This window comes from Streptomyces sp. NPDC048331, assembly GCF_043201215.1.
GTDB lineage: Bacteria > Actinomycetota > Actinomycetes > Streptomycetales > Streptomycetaceae > Streptomyces.
This window is the reverse complement of record NZ_JBICYT010000005.1, coordinates 298,168-313,906: the sequence shown is the minus strand read 5'-3', so window position 1 is coordinate 313,906 and position 15,739 is coordinate 298,168. Positions and strand designations below refer to the sequence as shown.

Here is a 15,739-nt window from a genome sequence, read left to right as displayed (position 1 = left end):
GCATCGTGAGGAACGCCGTGGTCACGCCCGGGGGCGACCGGATCCGCTGGGTCGAGCTGGCGGGGGAGGAGCCGGCCCGGGTGTACGTGCACGGGCTCGGGTCCACCTCGCCCGCCTACTTCGCGGCGAGCGCCACGCATCCGCTGCTGGCGGGGCGGCGTTCGCTGCTGGTCGATCTGCTGGGCCACGGGCACAGTGACCGGCCCGAGGAGTTCGACTACACCCTCGAAGCGCATGCCGACGCGCTCGCGGCCGCCCTCTCCGAGGCCGATGTGGAGGGCGCCGAGCTCATCGCCCACAGCATGGGCGGGGCCGTGGCCATCGTGCTCGCGGACCGGCACCCCCACCTGGTGTCCCGGCTGGTGCTCGTCGACGCCAACCTGGATCCGCAGCGGACCGTTCCCGTCATGCCGGGCAGCAGCGGGATCGCCTCCTACACCGAAGAGGAGTTCCTGGCCGGGGGCTGGGCCGAGGTGCGCGACCGGGTCGGCGCGCACTGGTGGTCCACGATGCGGCTGGCCGGCCGAACAGCCCTGTACCGCACGGCCGTCCACCTGGCCGCCGGCACCACGCCCACCATGCGTGAGCTGCTGCTGGAGTCGAAGATCCCGCGTACCTACCTGCTGCCCGAGGCGGACGGCCCGCTCCCGGGCGCCGATGCCCTCGAAGCCTCGGGCGTGGCCGTGGTGTCCGTCCCCGATTGCGGGCACAACATCATGCTCGACAACCCGGAGGGCTTCGCCCGGGCCACCGCGGCGGCGCTGGCCCGCGACTGAGCGACCGGGGGCCGGTCAGGGCCGGTCAGGCCGGTCAGGGCCGGTCAGGGCCGGTCAGGGCGCACCGAGCGGGCGCGCGGGGTGGTCAGCCCTGGGTCCGGGGCGTGGAGGCGGCGCCGTCCTGGGGCCCCACGGAGTTCGGGGACGGGGTGCCGTCCGTCCAGGCGTAGACCTGCTTGCCGCGCACCGCGACCTGGTACTGGAGGGCACCTCGGCACTCGGCCCGCACGCCTTCCCGCAGGCTGCCCGGCCACCACCTGGCGTGCAGGCCGGGACTGCCGATCGGCTTCGGCGTGCCCGTGTCGCACCGGGGGGCGTCCAGCGGGGTCGCGCCGAGGGTGAATCGGATCATCCGGGCCTCGCCGCTCGTGCGTATCCGTATACGGACGTCCGTGGCGTCCTTGGGTATCCAGGACGGCAGGGCGAACGGCGCCCTCTCGCGTGTGGGGGCGTCGGCGGCGCTCGCGAAGCGCTTGCCCGCCTCCTTGTACACCTTGCTGTCGATGGTGTCGGTCACGGGATTGGGCGGCAGGTTGGGCAGCGCGAAGGCGGCGGTGGCGATGACTCCCACGGTGGCTGCGGCGACGACGAGAGGGCGGCGGTTCATGCTGTCCAGTCTCGGCGGTCGGGCCCCCACCGCGCGTCCCTCCTCAGGACGAACCGGGACTGCGCCGCAGGTCCCATACGGACTCATACCTGGGAGGGTGTCCGGTCCGGTCGCGTCGCGCCCGCAGTAACCGACGAGCGACCGGGGGAGTTCACGGAGGTGATCCGTCCGCCCCGGCACCGAGGAACTCCATGCGCCGTCGCCGCCTCGTCCCCGCTCTCGCCACCGCCGCCGCCACCGCGGTGCTCGCCCTCGCCCCGACGGCCTGGGCCGCACCGCAGGTCCCGGCCGACAAGCCGCAGGTGCTGAGTCGCTGGACGCAGACCAGCGCCGCCAGCTACCAGGCATGGGCCGAGGCGCGCGAGCACCGGGCGGCCTGGGCCGCGTACGCCTTCGACTGGTCGACGGACCAGTGCACCTCGTCCCCCGACAACCCCCTCGGCTTCCCCTTCGCGGACGCGTGCGCGCGCCACGACTTCGGCTACCGCAACCACCGTGCCGCCGGGCTGTTCCCGGCCGCCAAGTCCCGGCTGGACCTGGCGTTCCACGCGGACCTGAAGCGGGTCTGCGCACAGTACTCGGGCTCCCGCAGGGGCTCCTGCGAGGGCACCGCGTGGACCTACTACCAGGCGGTCAGGGTTTTCGGCATCTCCTGAACCCCCGCGCGACGCACGGTCGGTGGGGAGCGCTCAGCAGCACAGCACGGGGACCCGCTGGACCAGGTTGTTGCCGAATCCGCCCCGGTTCCACGGCGGTTCGAGGGGCTGCGTACCGCCCTCGGCGTCCGTGGCGCGGACGGTGAGCGTGTGGAGGCCCGGCGTCGCCGTCCAGACACAGGACCAGGCCTGCCACGCCCACCGGTGCGGTCCCGGCGGCGCGACCTCGGCCCGGGTCCAGGTGCGGCCGTCGTCGGCGCTCACCTCCACCCGGTCGACGGCCCCGCGGCCGGACCAGGCCCGCCCCTCCAGCGGCACCGGGCCGGGCCGCACGACGCGGGTGCGGGACATGAAGTCGGGGAATCCCGGCGGGACCATCAGGGCGCGCGGCGCGATCCGGGTGACCGGCTCGCCGGGATCGTCCGGATCGGCGGCGGCCGACCGGTAGCGGTAGGCCACGGCCTGCTGGAACCCGGTGAACGGCGCGTCCACGAGGGTGATCTCACGCAGCCATTTGACGTGCGCCATCCCGTACCAGCCGGGGACGACCAGCCGCAGTGGACATCCGTGCTGCGGCGGCAGGGGCAGGCTGTTCATGGCGTAGGCGATGAGCACCTCGGGATCGTCCCCGGTGGCGGCGGCCACCGGCAGGCTGCGCCGGTAGTCCTGCTCGACGCCGCGCTCGACCCCGTGGTCGGCGCCGGTGAAGACGGCCTCGACAGCGTCCTCCTGGATCCCGGCCTCGGCGAGCACCAGCCGCAGCGGTACGCCCGTCCAGTCGGCGGTGCCCACCGCCTCGACCAGCCACGGCTGGCTGACCGGTCGGGGTGTCAGGCGGGCCCGGCCGTTGCCCGCGCACTCCATCGTGACGCGGTGGGTGACCTCGGGGAACGCGCGCAGGGCGGCGAGGTCCAGGCTCAAGGGGGTCCGCACCCGGCCGTCGACGGTGAGGGACCATCCGACCGGGTCGGTGGCGGGTATGTCGTAGTGGACCAGTACGTAGTGCAGCCCGGGCGGAGTGACCTCGTAGCGCAGGGCCTCCAGCGGAAGCCCGTGGTTGCGGGCCGCGAGCGCCAACTCCTCCGGGCCGATGCCCTCGCCGGGCGACGCGATGCGGCCCGGGGTGCTGACATCCCGCACCGACGGCTGCTCCATCCCCTCATGGTCGCGCGTGCCGCCGCTGCCGCGCCACCGCTGCCGCGACCACCCCCTCGTGCGGCCTCCGGTCTCCGGTCTCCGGTCTACCGCGGCACCAGGTGCCGGGTGAACCAGTCACCGGCCAGGCGGGCCACCTCGTCGAGGGCTCCGGGCTCCTCGAAGAGGTGGCCGGCCCCCGGGACGATCTCCAGCCGGTTCTCGCAGCGCAGCTCGCGCTGGGCCCGGCGATTGAGGTCGAGCACCGTCGAGTCGCGGCCGCCGACGATCAGCAGCGTGGGGGCCCGTACGGCGGTGAGCCGTTCACCGGCCAGGTCCGGCCGGCCGCCGCGGGAGACCACGGCGCCGATGTCGGCGCCCGTCTCCCCGGCCGCCCACAGCGCGGCCGCCGCCCCGGTGCTCGCCCCGAACCAGCCCGTCGGGAGGGACTCGCGCCGACGCAGCCAGGCGGTGGCCTCGGCGAGCCGCCGGGCCAGGGTCTCGATGTCGAAGACGTTGGCCCGGTCGGCCTCCTCGTCGGGCGTGAGCAGGTCGAGGAGCAGGGTGGCGAGGCCCGCCCGGTTGAGGTCCGCGGCCACCGACCGGTTGCGCGGGCTGTGGCGGCTGCTGCCGGAGCCGTGCGCGAACACCACGACCGCCCCGGCACCCTCAGGCAGGGCGAGATCCCCGGCCAGCAGGAGGCCGCCGGCGTCCACCTCCACCTCGGTGGTCCGGACGGGCGGGCGACCGGCGGGGTCGGCCGCCGCCCTCGCCAGCAGGAAGACGACCTCCTCGTCAGGGGTCTGGGAGAAGTCCTGGTACCACTCGCCGACGGCGCGGAAGGCGTGCGGCGTGGCCAGGCACACCACCTCGTCGGCGGCCGAGGCCAGCCGCGCGACGGCATCCGGCGGGGCCACCGGCACCGCCAGCACCACCCGCGCCGCGCCCTGTGCCCGTACGACCTCGCACGCGGCGGCGGCCGTGGCCCCGGTCGCGATCCCGTCGTCCACGAGGATCACGGTCCGGCCGTCCAGCGGCACCCGCGGCCGGTCTCCCCGGAACTTCGCGGCCTGTCGCGCGAGCTCCGCCGCCTCGGCGTGCTCCACCGACGCGATGTCCTGCGGGCCCAGCCGGCTGCCGCGGACGATGTCCTCGCTGATGACGTGGACGCCGCCCTCGCCGATGGCGCCGAAACCCAGCTCACGGTGGTGCGGGACGCCGAGCTTGCGCACCACGACGACGTCGAGCGGAGCGCCGAGCGCGCGGGCCACCCGATAGGCGACCGGGACTCCGCCGCGGGGCAGGCCCAGCACGACGGGATCCTCCCCCTTCAGGTGCCGGAGCGCTTCGGCGAGCCGCTCACCGGCGTCCGCGCGATGGGTGAAGAGCACGATGGCTCACCCCCAACCAGGGGAGACGGAAACCACGTACGCATCTCCTTCGACGCAACCGCATCCCCGGCCGTCCCGCAAGTCGGTCGGCGCGCGCTGCGTGCGGCGGACCCCGGCCGACGCGTTCCGATCCGGAGCCCCCGCGGCGAACTGGTCGGAATTCGACGTGCAGTTCGCTGATCGCCCTTGTCGCCCACGCGCTCACCGCGTCACCACAAGATGCTTTTCGAGCTGCTTCACCTGCGCGAAAGCCCTCCGCGGAGGGAGGGCTTCGGGTGGTGCGGAAAGAGTGCCCCCGGCAGGACTCGAACCTGCGGCCAAGTGCTTAGAAGGCACCTGCTCTATCCACTGAGCTACGGGGGCCGGAAAGTGGCCTTGGTGGGCCTGGAGCCTCCGGTGGGGGTGGGGCTGAGGTCCGTGCCGGGTCAAGGATAGGGCTCCGGTTGCCTTGTCCCGGTTGCTTCACTCGCGGGCCACGATGTGGAGGTTCGGTGAAGCGGTCCCGATAATCGCAGGCAGGTGCGATTCTCGCATCGCTTTTGCGCCGCGTCGCCCCTGGTGTTGTGCACTCGTTATGCCTGCGCCCCACTCGTCCGCCGTGCCCAGAATGTCCCACTGGAATCGCGGTCGGCGCGCAGAGGACGTATAAGCTTCAAAAATGGTCCCAAATTGGGCATTCTTCGCATGTGGTGACCTTGGATGTTCGGCCTCAGCTGCTCGATGCCCTGTCCGCCCTGCGCGACCGGGTCGCGTCCGTGCGTCTGCCGCTGCCCCTGCCCGGCGCTCCGCGCGCCCGCCAGACCAGAGCCGAGCTGCTCGCGCAGCTCGACGACTACCTCGTACCCCGACTGAAGGCGCCCGAGGCGCCGATGCTCGCCGTCGTGGGCGGGTCCACCGGGGCCGGTAAGTCCACCCTCGTCAACTCCCTCGTCGGCCGACAGGTCAGCGAAGCGGGGGTCCTGCGCCCGACCACACGCACCCCGGTGCTCGTCTGCCATCCGGACGACCACCACTGGTTCGCCGGCATGCGCGTGCTGCCCGACCTGATGCGGGTCTGGGTGCCGCACGACGAGGAGGAGACGCCCCCGACCGCCATCTCCAGGGCCCGCGACCGCCGGCCTGCCCGTACCCACGCGACCCGCGAAATGCGGATCGAGACCGTTTCCAGCCTCCCGCGCGGCCTGGCCATCCTCGACGCGCCCGACATCGACTCGCTCGTGGTCGAGAACCGGACCCTCGCCGCCCAGCTCATCTGCGCGGCCGACGTCTGGGTGATGGTCACCACCGCCTCGCGGTACGCCGACGCCGTCCCCTGGCACCTGCTGCGCACCGCCAAGCAGTACAAGGCCACCCTCATCACCGTCCTCGACCGGGTCCCGCACCAGGTGCTCGCCGAGGTCTCGCGACAGTACGGGGCCCTGCTCACCAAGGCCGGACTGGGCGACGTACCGCGGTTCACCGTCCCGGAGCTGCCCGAGTCCGCCGGTGGGGGCGGGCTGCTGCCGGCCAGCGCCGTCGCCCCGCTGTTCGCCTGGCTCGCCCACCACGTGCAGGACCCCGCCGCCCGGCAGTACGCCGTCGGACGCACCGCACTCGGCGCGCTGGACTCCCTCGCGCGCCGGATGCCGGAGCTGGCCTCCGCCGTCGCCGCCCAGCACGCCGCCGCCGTACGGCTGACCTCGGCCGTCGAGGACGCGTACAAGCGGGAGGGCAAGCGGGTCCGGGGTCGCCTCGACCACGGCGCCGTACTGGCCGGGGACGCGCTGACCCGGTGGCGCGGGTACCCGCTCGACACGAGCGCCGACGAACTGCTGGACTCGCTCGCCGAATCCCTCGGCGCGCTCCTCCAGTGCGCCGTCGCCGCCGCCGACGAGCGCATCGCCGACGCCTGGCGGCGGGAGCCGGCCGCCGGCGCGGTCTCGCTGCCCGCGCCCGACCGGGAGGCGGGGGAGCGCATCGGCATGGCCGTACGCCGCTGGCGGCGGGTCCTGGAGGAACTCGTCGAGGAGGAAGTGGCCAAGAGCGACAGGCAGCCCGCCCCCGACTCCGACGGCGTCGCCGCCCTGCTCGGCGCCGCCCTCCTCGGCGGCAAACGGGCCCGGCCCGCGGGGGAGAGGCTGGCCGAACGGATCGGCGCGCAGGCCGCCCTGCGGCTGCGCGACCGGGGCGGGGAGCTGGTCGGCGACCACCTGGACCAGGTGCTGCGTGCCGAACGCGACCGCCGGCTCGCCCCGCTGGAGGCGCTCGAAGTGACCCCGGAACCACAGGCCGAGCTGATTGCCGCGCTGTCCGTACTGCAGAAGGAGAGGTGACGCGGTGACCGCCCTGACCGACCGCACCGACGACCGCTGGGACGACGGACTCATCGCGCGCTCCCGCCCCCGGGTCGTCGACGGGAACCGGGACGACGAAGGGGACGAGGAGGAGGGGCACGAGGGCGAGGAGGGCGACGACGCCCTCGTCCGGGCCGTCTCCGGCGCCGGCAGCGACGGTGGCAAGTCGACCACGCCCCCGCTCAGCCCGGAGGGGCAGGCCTTGCGCCTGCGCCTCGACGCACTGCGCCAGCTGGTCGGGCTGTCCCGGACCCGGCTCGACGGCAAGACCCTCGCCGAGGCCGGCCGGGTACTGGACGAGGCCGCCGCGCGCCGCGGGCTGTCACCCCAGCACACGGTCGTCGCGATCGCCGGAGCCACCGGAAGCGGCAAGTCCACTCTCTTCAATTCACTCGCCGGTGTGCAGATCTCCGAGATGGGGCTGCGCCGCCCGACCACCGCCGCGCCCATCGCGTGCAGCTGGTCCGACGGAGCCGCCGGACTGCTGGACCGGCTGGAGATCCCGGGGCGGCTGCGGCGCCGGCCCCGCGAGACCTCGGAGGCCGAGGCGCTGCGCGGGATGGTCCTCGTCGACCTGCCCGACCTGGACTCGGCGGTCGGCGCGCACCGCGACCACGTGGACCGCGTACTGGCGCTGGTCGACGCCGTGGTGTGGGTGGTGGATCCGGAGAAGTACGCGGACGCCGTGCTGCACGAGCGGTACCTGCGGCCCCTGGCCGGGCACGCGGAGGTGACCTTCGTCGTCCTGAACCAGGTGGACCGGCTGCCCGGGGAGGCCGCCGACCTCGTACTGGACGACCTCCGCCGGCTCCTCGACGACGACGGCATCGCCCTCGGCGAGCACGGCGAGCCGGGTGCCACCGTCCTCGGGCTGTCCGCCCTGACCGGGGAGGGCGTCGGGGAACTGCGCGAGCTGCTCGGACAGTTCACCCAGGAGAAGGGCGCGGCCACCCGGCGGATCTCCGCCGACGTCGACCGCGCGGCCACGCGCCTGCGCCCGCTGTACGTGGCCGACGGGCATCCGGGGCCGGAGATCGGGGAGGCGGCGCGCGCCGAGTTCGAGGACCGGCTCGCCGAGGCGGTCGGGGCGTACGCGGCCGGGCTCGCCGCCGAGCGCGCGTGGCGGCGCAACGCCGGGAAGGCGTGCGGGACGCCGTGGCTGCGGCTGTGGCGGTGGTACGAGGGCCGCCGCGCGCCGCGCACCCTGGCGGGCCTGGCCGCCCTCGCGACGATCGGCGGGCGCGGCCCGGCGGTCGCCCAGGCCCCGGTCGAGGAGGAGGTGACCGCGCGTCAGCGGGTGGAGCAGGCCGTACGGGTCGTCGCCGACGAGGCGGTGTCCGGGCTGCCCGACCCGTGGGCGCAGGCGGTCCGCGAGACGGCGGTGCGCGGCGCCGACCGGCTCCCGGAGGCGCTGGACGAGATCGCGGTGACCCTCGGGGCGGCGGTCGCGGTGCCGAGCGTCAAGCCGCCGCGGCCCAAGTGGTGGCCGGCGGCGGTGCTGACCCAGGCGGCCATGACCCTGCTGCAGATCTTCGGCGGGCTGTGGTTGGTCGGGCAGATCGTCGGGGTCCTGGAACCGAGGCTGCTGCCGCCGGTGCTGCTGATGGTCGCGGGCATCATCGGCGGGCCGCTCGTGGAGTGGTCCTGCTCGATCGCGGCCCGGGGGCCGGCGCGGCGCTACGGGCAGGACGCGGAACGCAAACTCCGGGAGGCGGCGGCCGGGTGCGGGCGGGCCCGGGTGCTGGAACCGGTGGCGGCGGAACTGCTGCGTTACCGGGAGGTGCGGGAGCAGTACGCCACGGTGGCCGCAGGGGGGAGCAAGTTGTCCACAACCCGGCAGTAGTCCACAGGCCGGAGCGGGGATCGGCGCCCTGCCCCACCATGGTTCGTACCTCGTACGGATGGTCCGTACGGCTGGTCCGCGCGGATCCGTTCGGACCGGAACCACGGGGGAGGACGACCGGGATGTACGACACCCAGGTGACGCTGGTGGGCCATGTGGCGACGCAGATCGACTACAAGGAGACGGTGAGCGGTCCGGCGGCTCGGTTCCGCTTCGCGGTGACGCCACGGTACTTCGACCGGCGCAAGGACGTCTGGACGGACGGACCCACCAGCTTCTACACGGTGTGGGCGCGGCGCACGCTCGCCGTGAACCTCGCCGGTTCGGTATCGGTGGGCGAGCCGCTGGTGGTGCACGGGCGGCTACGGGTGCGTGAGGATCCGCCCGACGGCGAGGGGAACCGATGGTTCTCCGCGGAGATCGACGCGACGGCCATCGGGCACGACCTGAACCGCGGGACCGCGGCCTTCCGGCGCGTGGTGCGGACCGAGACACCACTGATGGCCAATCAGGAGGCGGCGGTGGTCTGAGTGTTCGAGGCGGATAGGATTCCCCGGTACTCACGGGCACCTGGGTCTTTGGCCCGAAGGGGAAGACTGTGTCGATTGCCGTTCCCGCATCCTCCGCTCCTGATTCCACTCCTGCGTCCGCGCTCGCTCCTGCTCCTGCTCCTGCACCCGCACCCGCACTCGCTCCCGTTCCTGCTCCTGGCGCGGTTCCTCTCGAACCTCCCGCCGCGGTACGGGGCTCCGCGCGCCGCCCGCTCACGGTGGCCCTGCTGGCCGCGGCCCTCGCCACCGCACCGGCGGCGCGGGCGGTCGCCGACTCCGGCCCGGTGGCGCCCAGGTCACCGGAGGGTGCGAGCGCCGTGCTGGACGGGCTGAAGACGTTCGGGCAGGCGGTCCTGCGGTCCGGGGACGGCTCGGTCCGGCAGATCCCGGCCGGGCTCTACGAGATGCGGGTCGACGGCGGCGGCATGCTCCAGACCTATGGGGTCGGCGTGACGGGCAACGCCCAGCCGCAGGCCCGGTACACCGAGAGCGGCTGGAGCGGCAGCCCGCTCGCCGGGAACCGGGAGGCGGGCCGGATCCGCTGGGTCCTGGAGCACTCCTACCCGCAGCACAACGATCTGGCCGGGCTCGCCAAGGCGGCCGGCGCCGGGGCCCTGACCGCTCAGAGCGCGGCCGCCGGCACCCAGGTGGCGATCTGGCGGCTGGCGGAAGGGGCGCAGGTCGAGGCGGCGGATCCGGCGGCCGAGAAGCTGGCCGACTATCTGCAGCGGGCCGCGGGGCAGCTGCCGGAGCCGCCGGCCTCGCTCGGGCTGGACCCGGGCGACGTGTCGGGGGCGGTGGGCACCAGGCTCGGCCCGGTGACGGTGCGGACCGGGGCGCCGAGCGTGTCGGTCATCCCGGACGCGGCGGCCGTCGCGATGGGGGTGCGGGTGGTGGACGCCGACGGGCAGCCGATGACCACCGCGGTCAACGGGAGCCGGCTGTACTTCGAGGTGCCCGCGGGCACCCCCGACGGGAGCGCCTCGGTCACCGTCCAGGGCGCGACCAGGGTGCCGGTCGGGCGGGTCTTCACGGGCGAGCTGCCGGCCCACGCCCAGATCGTGGCCGGTTCCAGCGCGTCCGCGGCCGTCGCCAGGGCCACGGCGGTCTGGCCGCAGCCCCCGGCGACGGGGGTGGGCGACGCCACGGGTGATGCCACGGGATCCGGTTCCGGTTCGGCGGCCGAAGCGCTGGGCTCCCAGTCCGCGGCCCTCACGACGACCTCCCCGGACGAGGAGCGGCTGGCGACCAGCGGCAGCTCGGCGGCCACCCCGGTGATCGCCTCCCTGGCGGTGGGCCTGGTGGTCCTGGGCGGCCTGGTCGTGCTGCTGCTCCGCAAGCGCCCGTTGGACGAGGAGGACACCCCGTAGGAGGGGCCCGCCGCCGGCGGACGTCCGCACGTCCGCACGTCCGTACGGCTCGGGCGGCTCGGGGGGACGGGTCCGCTGGGCCGGGTGGCCGCGCCCGCCGATTCGGATCCGCCGACCGGGGTAAGGGCACAAGATGGCTGATCAAGAACTGACCTGGTCCGGCGCTCTCGGGTGGTGGGATCGTCGGCTGTTCGACGCGGTGGCCCGGCGGCACTGGCCCGGCGCCGACCGGGTGCTGCCCCGGCTCGGGCGGGCCGCGAACCACGGAGTGCTGTGGGGCGGGGCCGCCGCGGCCATCGCGATCTTCGGGTCGGCCGGTGCCCGCAAGGCCGCCGTGCGCGGGGTCGCCTCGCTGGCGCTGGCCTCCGCGACCATCAACACCGTCGGCAAGTGGTCCGTACGCCGGCCGCGGCCGCTGCTGGAAGGCGTCCCCCTGACCCGGCAGCTGACCACGCAGCCGCAGACCACCTCCTTCCCGTCCGGGCACTCCGCCTCGGCCTTCGCCTTCGCCACCGGTGTGGCGCTGGCGTCCCCGGGCTGGGGGGCCGTCCTGGCCCCGGTCGCCGCGTCCGTGGCGTTCTCCCGGGTCTACACCGGGGTGCACTACCCCTCCGACGTGCTCGTGGGCGCGTCGCTGGGAGTGGCCGCCGGGTTCGTCGTACGCCGCCTCGCCCGGGACGCGCGGGAGGCCCGGGTCGTACCGGGCGACGAGCGGACCGCCGCCGGGGCCCCCGCGCTGCCCGACGGGGCCGGTCTCACCGTGGTGGTGAACACCGGATCCGGGACGGCAGCGGCCGCGGGTCTCGACGTACTGCGCACCCGCCTGCCCGCGGCCGAGGTGATCGAGTGCGAGGGCCCGGAGCTGCCGGCCGCGCTCGCCAAGGCGGCCTCGCGGGCCACCGTGCTCGGCGTCTGCGGCGGCGACGGCACGATCAACGCGGCCGCCACCGCCGCACTGCGCGCCGGGGTGCCGCTGGCCGTGTTCCCCGGCGGCACCCTCAACCACTTCGCCACGGACCTCGGCCTCCCCGGAACCGAGGCCACCTGCCAGGCCCTGGTCGACGGGCACGCCGTCCGCGTCGGCGTGGGCCGCTTCTCCCCGGGGCCCGACGGCGAGAGCGGTTACTTCCTGAACAACTTCAGCATCGGTGCCTATCCGGAGCTGCTGGGCCACCGGCTGCGCTGGGCCCCGCGCATCGGCGGCGGCCCGGCCGCGCTCCTGGCGGCCTGGCGGGTGCTGCGCGCCCAGCGGCCCGTCCGGCTACGGCTGGCCGGACGCCCCCGGAGCGTGTGGCTGCTCTTCGCGGGCAACGGCACCTACCACGGCACCGGCCCCACCCCCCGCCGCCGGGACAACCTCGGCGAGGGCCTGCTGGACCTCCGGCTCGTCCACGGCGGCGGCCGCCCCGGCCCCCGGCTGCTGGCGGCGGCCTTCACCGGCCCGTTGAGTCGGTCCCCCGTCCACGTCGCCACCCGACTGCGCAGCCTGCGCATCGCGGACATCCCGGCGGGTACCCCGCTCGCCTACGACGGCGAGCACGCCGAGGCACCTTCCGCCCTCGTCCTCGACGGACTGCCCCACGCCCTGACGGTCTACCGCCCCCGCTGACCGGCCCGCCCCGCCGCGCGTTCCCCGCCGTCCTCCCGGCCCAGCGCCTGGTGGACGGCGGGAGCCGTCGGGCCGGCGCTCGAAAGCGGCCGCGAGCACCACGGCTGCCGCGAGCACGCCGGCGGCCGGGAGCACGCCGGCGGAGACCGCCGGTCAGGCGGCCTTCGGGCGGTTCGGAGCCTTGCGCGTCCGCACCCCGGTGGCGACGAGCGCCAGCCCCACGGCGACGATGCCGAGGTAGGCGGCGGACGGAAGGTCGACGATCTTGTGGAGCCAGCCCCACTCCATGCCGAAGAAGGTCTGCGAGGCGAAGCTGACGAGCCCCTGGGCTCCTATGACGTAGCCGATGCTTTCGACGGTGTATCCGATGGTTGTCCGCACGGATCAACCCTCTCGCGGCCGTGCCGCAAGATCATCGTCCGTAGGGTCGAAAACGCGGTAGGCCGAAGGATGCAGTCCCGCCCCGGACCGTCCCCGGACCGTCCCCGGACCGGCCCCGGGCCGTCCCCACGCCGCGCCCCGGCTCAGGGGGCCGGCCCCTACGCGTTTCCCCCGAGGTATGGACGCCTGGCAAGATGGGGTGTATCTGCCCACCATCGATCTGCCGGACGGTTTCTCTTGGCTGAGTTCATCTACACCATGCGCAAGACGCGCAAGGCGCACGGCGACAAGGTGATTCTTGATGACGTCTCCTTGAACTTCCTGCCCGGCGCGAAGATCGGTGTGGTCGGCCCCAACGGCGCCGGTAAGTCCACCGTTCTGAAGATCATGGCGGGCCTGGAGCAGCCGTCCAACGGTGACGCGTTCCTGTCGCCCGGCTTCACCGTCGGCATCCTCATGCAGGAGCCCAAGCTCGACGAGTCGAAGACGGTCCTGGAGAACGTCCAGGACGGCGCCGCCGACGTCATGCAGAAGCTCAAGCGCTTCAACGAGGTCGCCGAGCTCATGGGCGTCGAGTACACCGACGCCCTCATGGACGAGATGGGCAAGCTCCAGGAGGACCTGGACCACGCCGACGCGTGGGACCTGGACGCCCAGCTGGAGCAGGCCATGGACGCCCTGGGCTGCCCGCCCGGCGACTGGCCGGTCACCACCCTCTCCGGTGGCGAGAAGCGCCGCGTGGCGCTCTGCAAGCTGCTCATCGAGGCCCCGGACCTGCTCCTCCTCGACGAGCCCACCAACCACCTCGACGCCGAGTCGGTGAACTGGCTGGAGCAGCACCTCTCGCAGTACAAGGGCGCCGTCGTGGCCGTCACCCACGACCGCTACTTCCTGAACAACGTCGCCGAGTGGATCCTCGAGCTCGACCGCGGCCGCGCGCACCCCTACGAGGGCAACTACTCCACCTACCTGGAGAAGAAGGCCACCCGCCTCAAGGTCGAGGGCCGCAAGGACGAGAAGCGCCAGAAGCGCCTCAAGGAAGAGCTGGAGTGGGTCCGCTCCAACGCCAAGGGCCGCCAGACCAAGTCCAAGGCCCGCCTCGCCCGCTACGAGGAGATGGCCGCCGAGGCGGACAAGATGCGGAAGCTGGACTTCGAGGAGATCCAGATCCCGCCGGGCCCGCGTCTGGGCTCGATCGTGGTCGAGGTCAACAACCTCTCCAAGGCGTTCGGTGACAAGGTCCTCATCGACGACCTGTCCTTCACCCTGCCCCGCAACGGCATCGTCGGCATCATCGGCCCGAACGGCGCCGGCAAGACCACGCTCTTCAAGATGATCCAGGGCCTGGAGACGCCGGACTCCGGCGCCATCAAGGTCGGCGAGACCGTCAAGATCAGCTACGTCGACCAGTCCCGCGCCAACATCGACCCCAAGAAGACCCTCTGGGCGGTCGTGTCGGACGAGCTGGACTACATCAACGTGGGCCAGGTCGAGATGCCGTCCCGCGCGTACGTCAGCGCCTTCGGCTTCAAGGGTCCGGACCAGCAGAAGCCGGCCGGCGTCCTGTCCGGTGGTGAGCGCAACCGCCTCAACCTGGCGCTGACGCTCAAGGAGGGCGGCAACCTCCTGCTCCTCGACGAGCCCACCAACGACCTCGACGTCGAAACCCTGTCCTCGCTCGAGAACGCGCTGCTGGAGTTCCCCGGTGCGGCCGTGGTCATCTCCCACGACCGCTGGTTCCTCGACCGGGTCGCCACGCACATCCTGGCGTACGAGGGCGAGTCCAAGTGGTACTGGTTCGAGGGCAACTTCGAGTCGTACGAGAAGAACAAGATCGAGCGTCTCGGTCCGGACGCGGCTCGTCCGCACCGTGCCACCTACAAGAAGCTCACGCGAGGCTGAGGTCGCCGTCATGGCCAGACACCACTACCGGTGCCCCCTGCGCTGGGCGGACATGGATGCCTTCGGGCACGTCAACAACGTCGTCTTCCTCCGTTATCTGGAGGAGGCGCGGATCGACTTCATGTTCCGTCTGGCCCCGGGGGAGGGCAGCGAGTCCTTCACGGGCGGGTCCGTCGTGGCCCGTCACGAGATCGACTACAAGCTGCCCCTCGTGCACCGTCACGAGCCGGTCCTCATCGAGTCCTGGGTGACCCGGATAGGCGCCGCGTCCCTGACCATCCGCTACGAGGTCAAGGACGAGGCGACCGAGGACGCGCCCGAGACGGTCTACGTGCGCGCCGAGACCGTGGTCGTGCCCTACAACCTCGCCGCGGGGCGGCCCCGCCGCATCACGGCCGAGGAGAGGCACTTCCTGGAGGAGTACCTCGACGAGCCGCGGACCGAGGCCATCGCGGCATGAACGACCAGCTGCGCTTCGCCGATTCCGGGGAGGCGGCGGACCTCGCCGCCTTCCTGGGTCGGCTGGTGCACTACGACCGCGCCGCCGCCGTACGCCTGCAGGCCGGTGGCGGCGCGCTCGCCGTCTTCGGACGGCCGCCGTCCTTCGACATCCTCGCCATCCGTACGGTGCGGCTCGCCGCACCCGTCGCGATGCCGCTGGACCTCACGGTGTCCGCCGGAGAGCTGCTGGAGGCCGTGGACGAGACCTCGGCCGCGGCCACCGTGCCCGGGCCGGTCACCGGACCGCCCTGGGCCGGTGTGCTGCCGCCCCGCGGCGGCTGGCGGCAGGTTCCGGGGCTGCCCGGCCCCGAGGCGATGGGAGCGGCCGTGGCCGCCGCCGTCGCCGAGTTCCGGGCCCGGGACGAGGCCCTGCCCGCGCAGCACCGGACCCGGTCCGAGCGCGACCGGATCGGCCGCGAGATCTGGTCCCGCACCCTGGGCGACACCGAACTCCCGCTGCGCGCCGTGCACGCCGCGCAGTCCCTGGGCTTCCTGAGGCCGGTACGGGCCGCCGTGCCCGCCTCCGCACCCCTGCCGGACGCCCCCGCCCCCGTGGCGCTGCTCGTTGCCGGCACCTGGCTGCGGCTGCGGACCCCGTACGGATCCGTCGCCATGCGCCGCCCCGGTGTCACCGGCGGCCTGGGCGCCCTCCAGGTCCGGCCGGTCTGACCGGTCCGAGCGGTCC

The 15,739-nt window shown here is 73.8% G+C and carries 14 protein-coding genes and 1 tRNA gene; 10 read left to right on the top strand and 5 right to left on the bottom strand.

Translation table 11 applies throughout. The features are described from left to right. The first annotated feature begins 5 nt into the window (after nucleotides 1-5). Nucleotides 6-776, top strand: coding sequence for an alpha/beta fold hydrolase (locus ACGFYY_RS11405; protein WP_393708403.1), 771 nt, complete (start codon nucleotides 6-8; stop codon nucleotides 774-776). Between the two features lie 85 nt (nucleotides 777-861). Here the strand turns inward: ACGFYY_RS11405 and ACGFYY_RS11400 are convergent, their stop codons facing one another. After that, a complete protein-coding gene (locus ACGFYY_RS11400; RefSeq protein ID WP_393708401.1) occupies nucleotides 862-1,383 on the bottom strand; it encodes a hypothetical protein in 522 nt (173 codons plus the stop codon). Between the two features lie 191 nt (nucleotides 1,384-1,574). Between ACGFYY_RS11400 and ACGFYY_RS11395 the strand changes: the two genes are divergently transcribed. Further along, nucleotides 1,575-2,039 carry a phospholipase gene (locus ACGFYY_RS11395; RefSeq protein ID WP_365272041.1) on the top strand — a complete coding sequence of 155 codons (465 nt, stop codon included), beginning with the start codon at nucleotides 1,575-1,577 and terminating at the stop codon, nucleotides 2,037-2,039. Nucleotides 2,040-2,072: 33 nt separating this feature from the next. On the opposite strand, the gene ACGFYY_RS11390 is transcribed toward ACGFYY_RS11395, so the two are convergent. The 3 genes from ACGFYY_RS11390 to ACGFYY_RS11380 form a co-directional block, all read right to left on the bottom strand. After that, complete coding sequence (locus ACGFYY_RS11390; protein ID WP_393708398.1) at nucleotides 2,073-3,194, bottom strand: sulfite oxidase; 1,122 nt, start codon at nucleotides 3,192-3,194, stop codon at nucleotides 2,073-2,075. Nucleotides 3,195-3,280: 86 nt separating this feature from the next. Then, complete coding sequence (locus ACGFYY_RS11385) at nucleotides 3,281-4,564, bottom strand: phosphoribosyltransferase family protein (RefSeq protein WP_393708396.1); 1,284 nt, start codon at nucleotides 4,562-4,564, stop codon at nucleotides 3,281-3,283. Between the two features lie 290 nt (nucleotides 4,565-4,854). After that, nucleotides 4,855-4,927 (bottom strand) — tRNA-Arg (locus ACGFYY_RS11380). 332 nt (nucleotides 4,928-5,259) lie between these two features. Between ACGFYY_RS11380 and ACGFYY_RS11375 the strand changes: the two genes are divergently transcribed. The 5 genes from ACGFYY_RS11375 to ACGFYY_RS11355 all read left to right on the top strand — a co-directional run bounded on the left by ACGFYY_RS11375 (nucleotide 5,260) and on the right by ACGFYY_RS11355 (nucleotide 12,270). Continuing rightward, nucleotides 5,260-6,876 (top strand): dynamin family protein, encoded by a 1,617-nt coding sequence (locus ACGFYY_RS11375; protein ID WP_393708394.1) that lies wholly within the window; start codon nucleotides 5,260-5,262, stop codon nucleotides 6,874-6,876. Between the two features lie 4 nt (nucleotides 6,877-6,880). Then, nucleotides 6,881-8,740: a GTPase gene (locus tag ACGFYY_RS11370; RefSeq protein WP_393708392.1), complete on the top strand. Its 1,860-nt coding sequence runs from the start codon at nucleotides 6,881-6,883 to the stop codon at nucleotides 8,738-8,740. Nucleotides 8,741-8,862: 122 nt separating this feature from the next. Further along, the gene (locus ACGFYY_RS11365; protein WP_030715964.1) at nucleotides 8,863-9,270 is read left to right on the top strand and encodes a single-stranded DNA-binding protein; all 408 of its coding nucleotides are present in this window, start codon (nucleotides 8,863-8,865) and stop codon (nucleotides 9,268-9,270) included. A gap of 239 nt (nucleotides 9,271-9,509) precedes the next feature. Next, complete coding sequence (locus ACGFYY_RS11360) at nucleotides 9,510-10,661, top strand: thioester domain-containing protein (RefSeq protein WP_393708389.1); 1,152 nt, start codon at nucleotides 9,510-9,512, stop codon at nucleotides 10,659-10,661. A gap of 133 nt (nucleotides 10,662-10,794) precedes the next feature. After that, complete coding sequence (locus ACGFYY_RS11355; protein ID WP_393708387.1) at nucleotides 10,795-12,270, top strand: bifunctional phosphatase PAP2/diacylglycerol kinase family protein; 1,476 nt, start codon at nucleotides 10,795-10,797, stop codon at nucleotides 12,268-12,270. Between the two features lie 153 nt (nucleotides 12,271-12,423). Here ACGFYY_RS11355 and ACGFYY_RS11350 read toward each other — a convergent pair whose 3' ends face one another. After that, nucleotides 12,424-12,651: a hypothetical protein gene (locus ACGFYY_RS11350; RefSeq protein WP_393708385.1), complete on the bottom strand. Its 228-nt coding sequence runs from the start codon at nucleotides 12,649-12,651 to the stop codon at nucleotides 12,424-12,426. A 237-nt stretch (nucleotides 12,652-12,888) separates the two neighbouring features. Here ACGFYY_RS11350 and ettA point away from each other — a divergent pair, with 237 nt between their 5' ends. The 3 genes from ettA to ACGFYY_RS11335 are packed head-to-tail and all read left to right on the top strand — an operon-like array spanning nucleotide 12,889 to nucleotide 15,723. After that, nucleotides 12,889-14,553, top strand: a complete 1,665-nt coding sequence (gene ettA, locus ACGFYY_RS11345) for an energy-dependent translational throttle protein EttA (RefSeq protein ID WP_393708383.1) — start codon at nucleotides 12,889-12,891, stop codon at nucleotides 14,551-14,553. A 10-nt stretch (nucleotides 14,554-14,563) separates the two neighbouring features. Next, nucleotides 14,564-15,013 (top strand): thioesterase family protein, encoded by a 450-nt coding sequence (locus ACGFYY_RS11340; RefSeq protein ID WP_365272013.1) that lies wholly within the window; start codon nucleotides 14,564-14,566, stop codon nucleotides 15,011-15,013. Next, a complete protein-coding gene (locus ACGFYY_RS11335; RefSeq protein ID WP_393708381.1) occupies nucleotides 15,010-15,723 on the top strand; it encodes a hypothetical protein in 714 nt (237 codons plus the stop codon). The genes ACGFYY_RS11340 and ACGFYY_RS11335 overlap by 4 nt, the downstream gene beginning before the upstream one ends. Nucleotides 15,724-15,739: the final 16 nt, after the last annotated feature.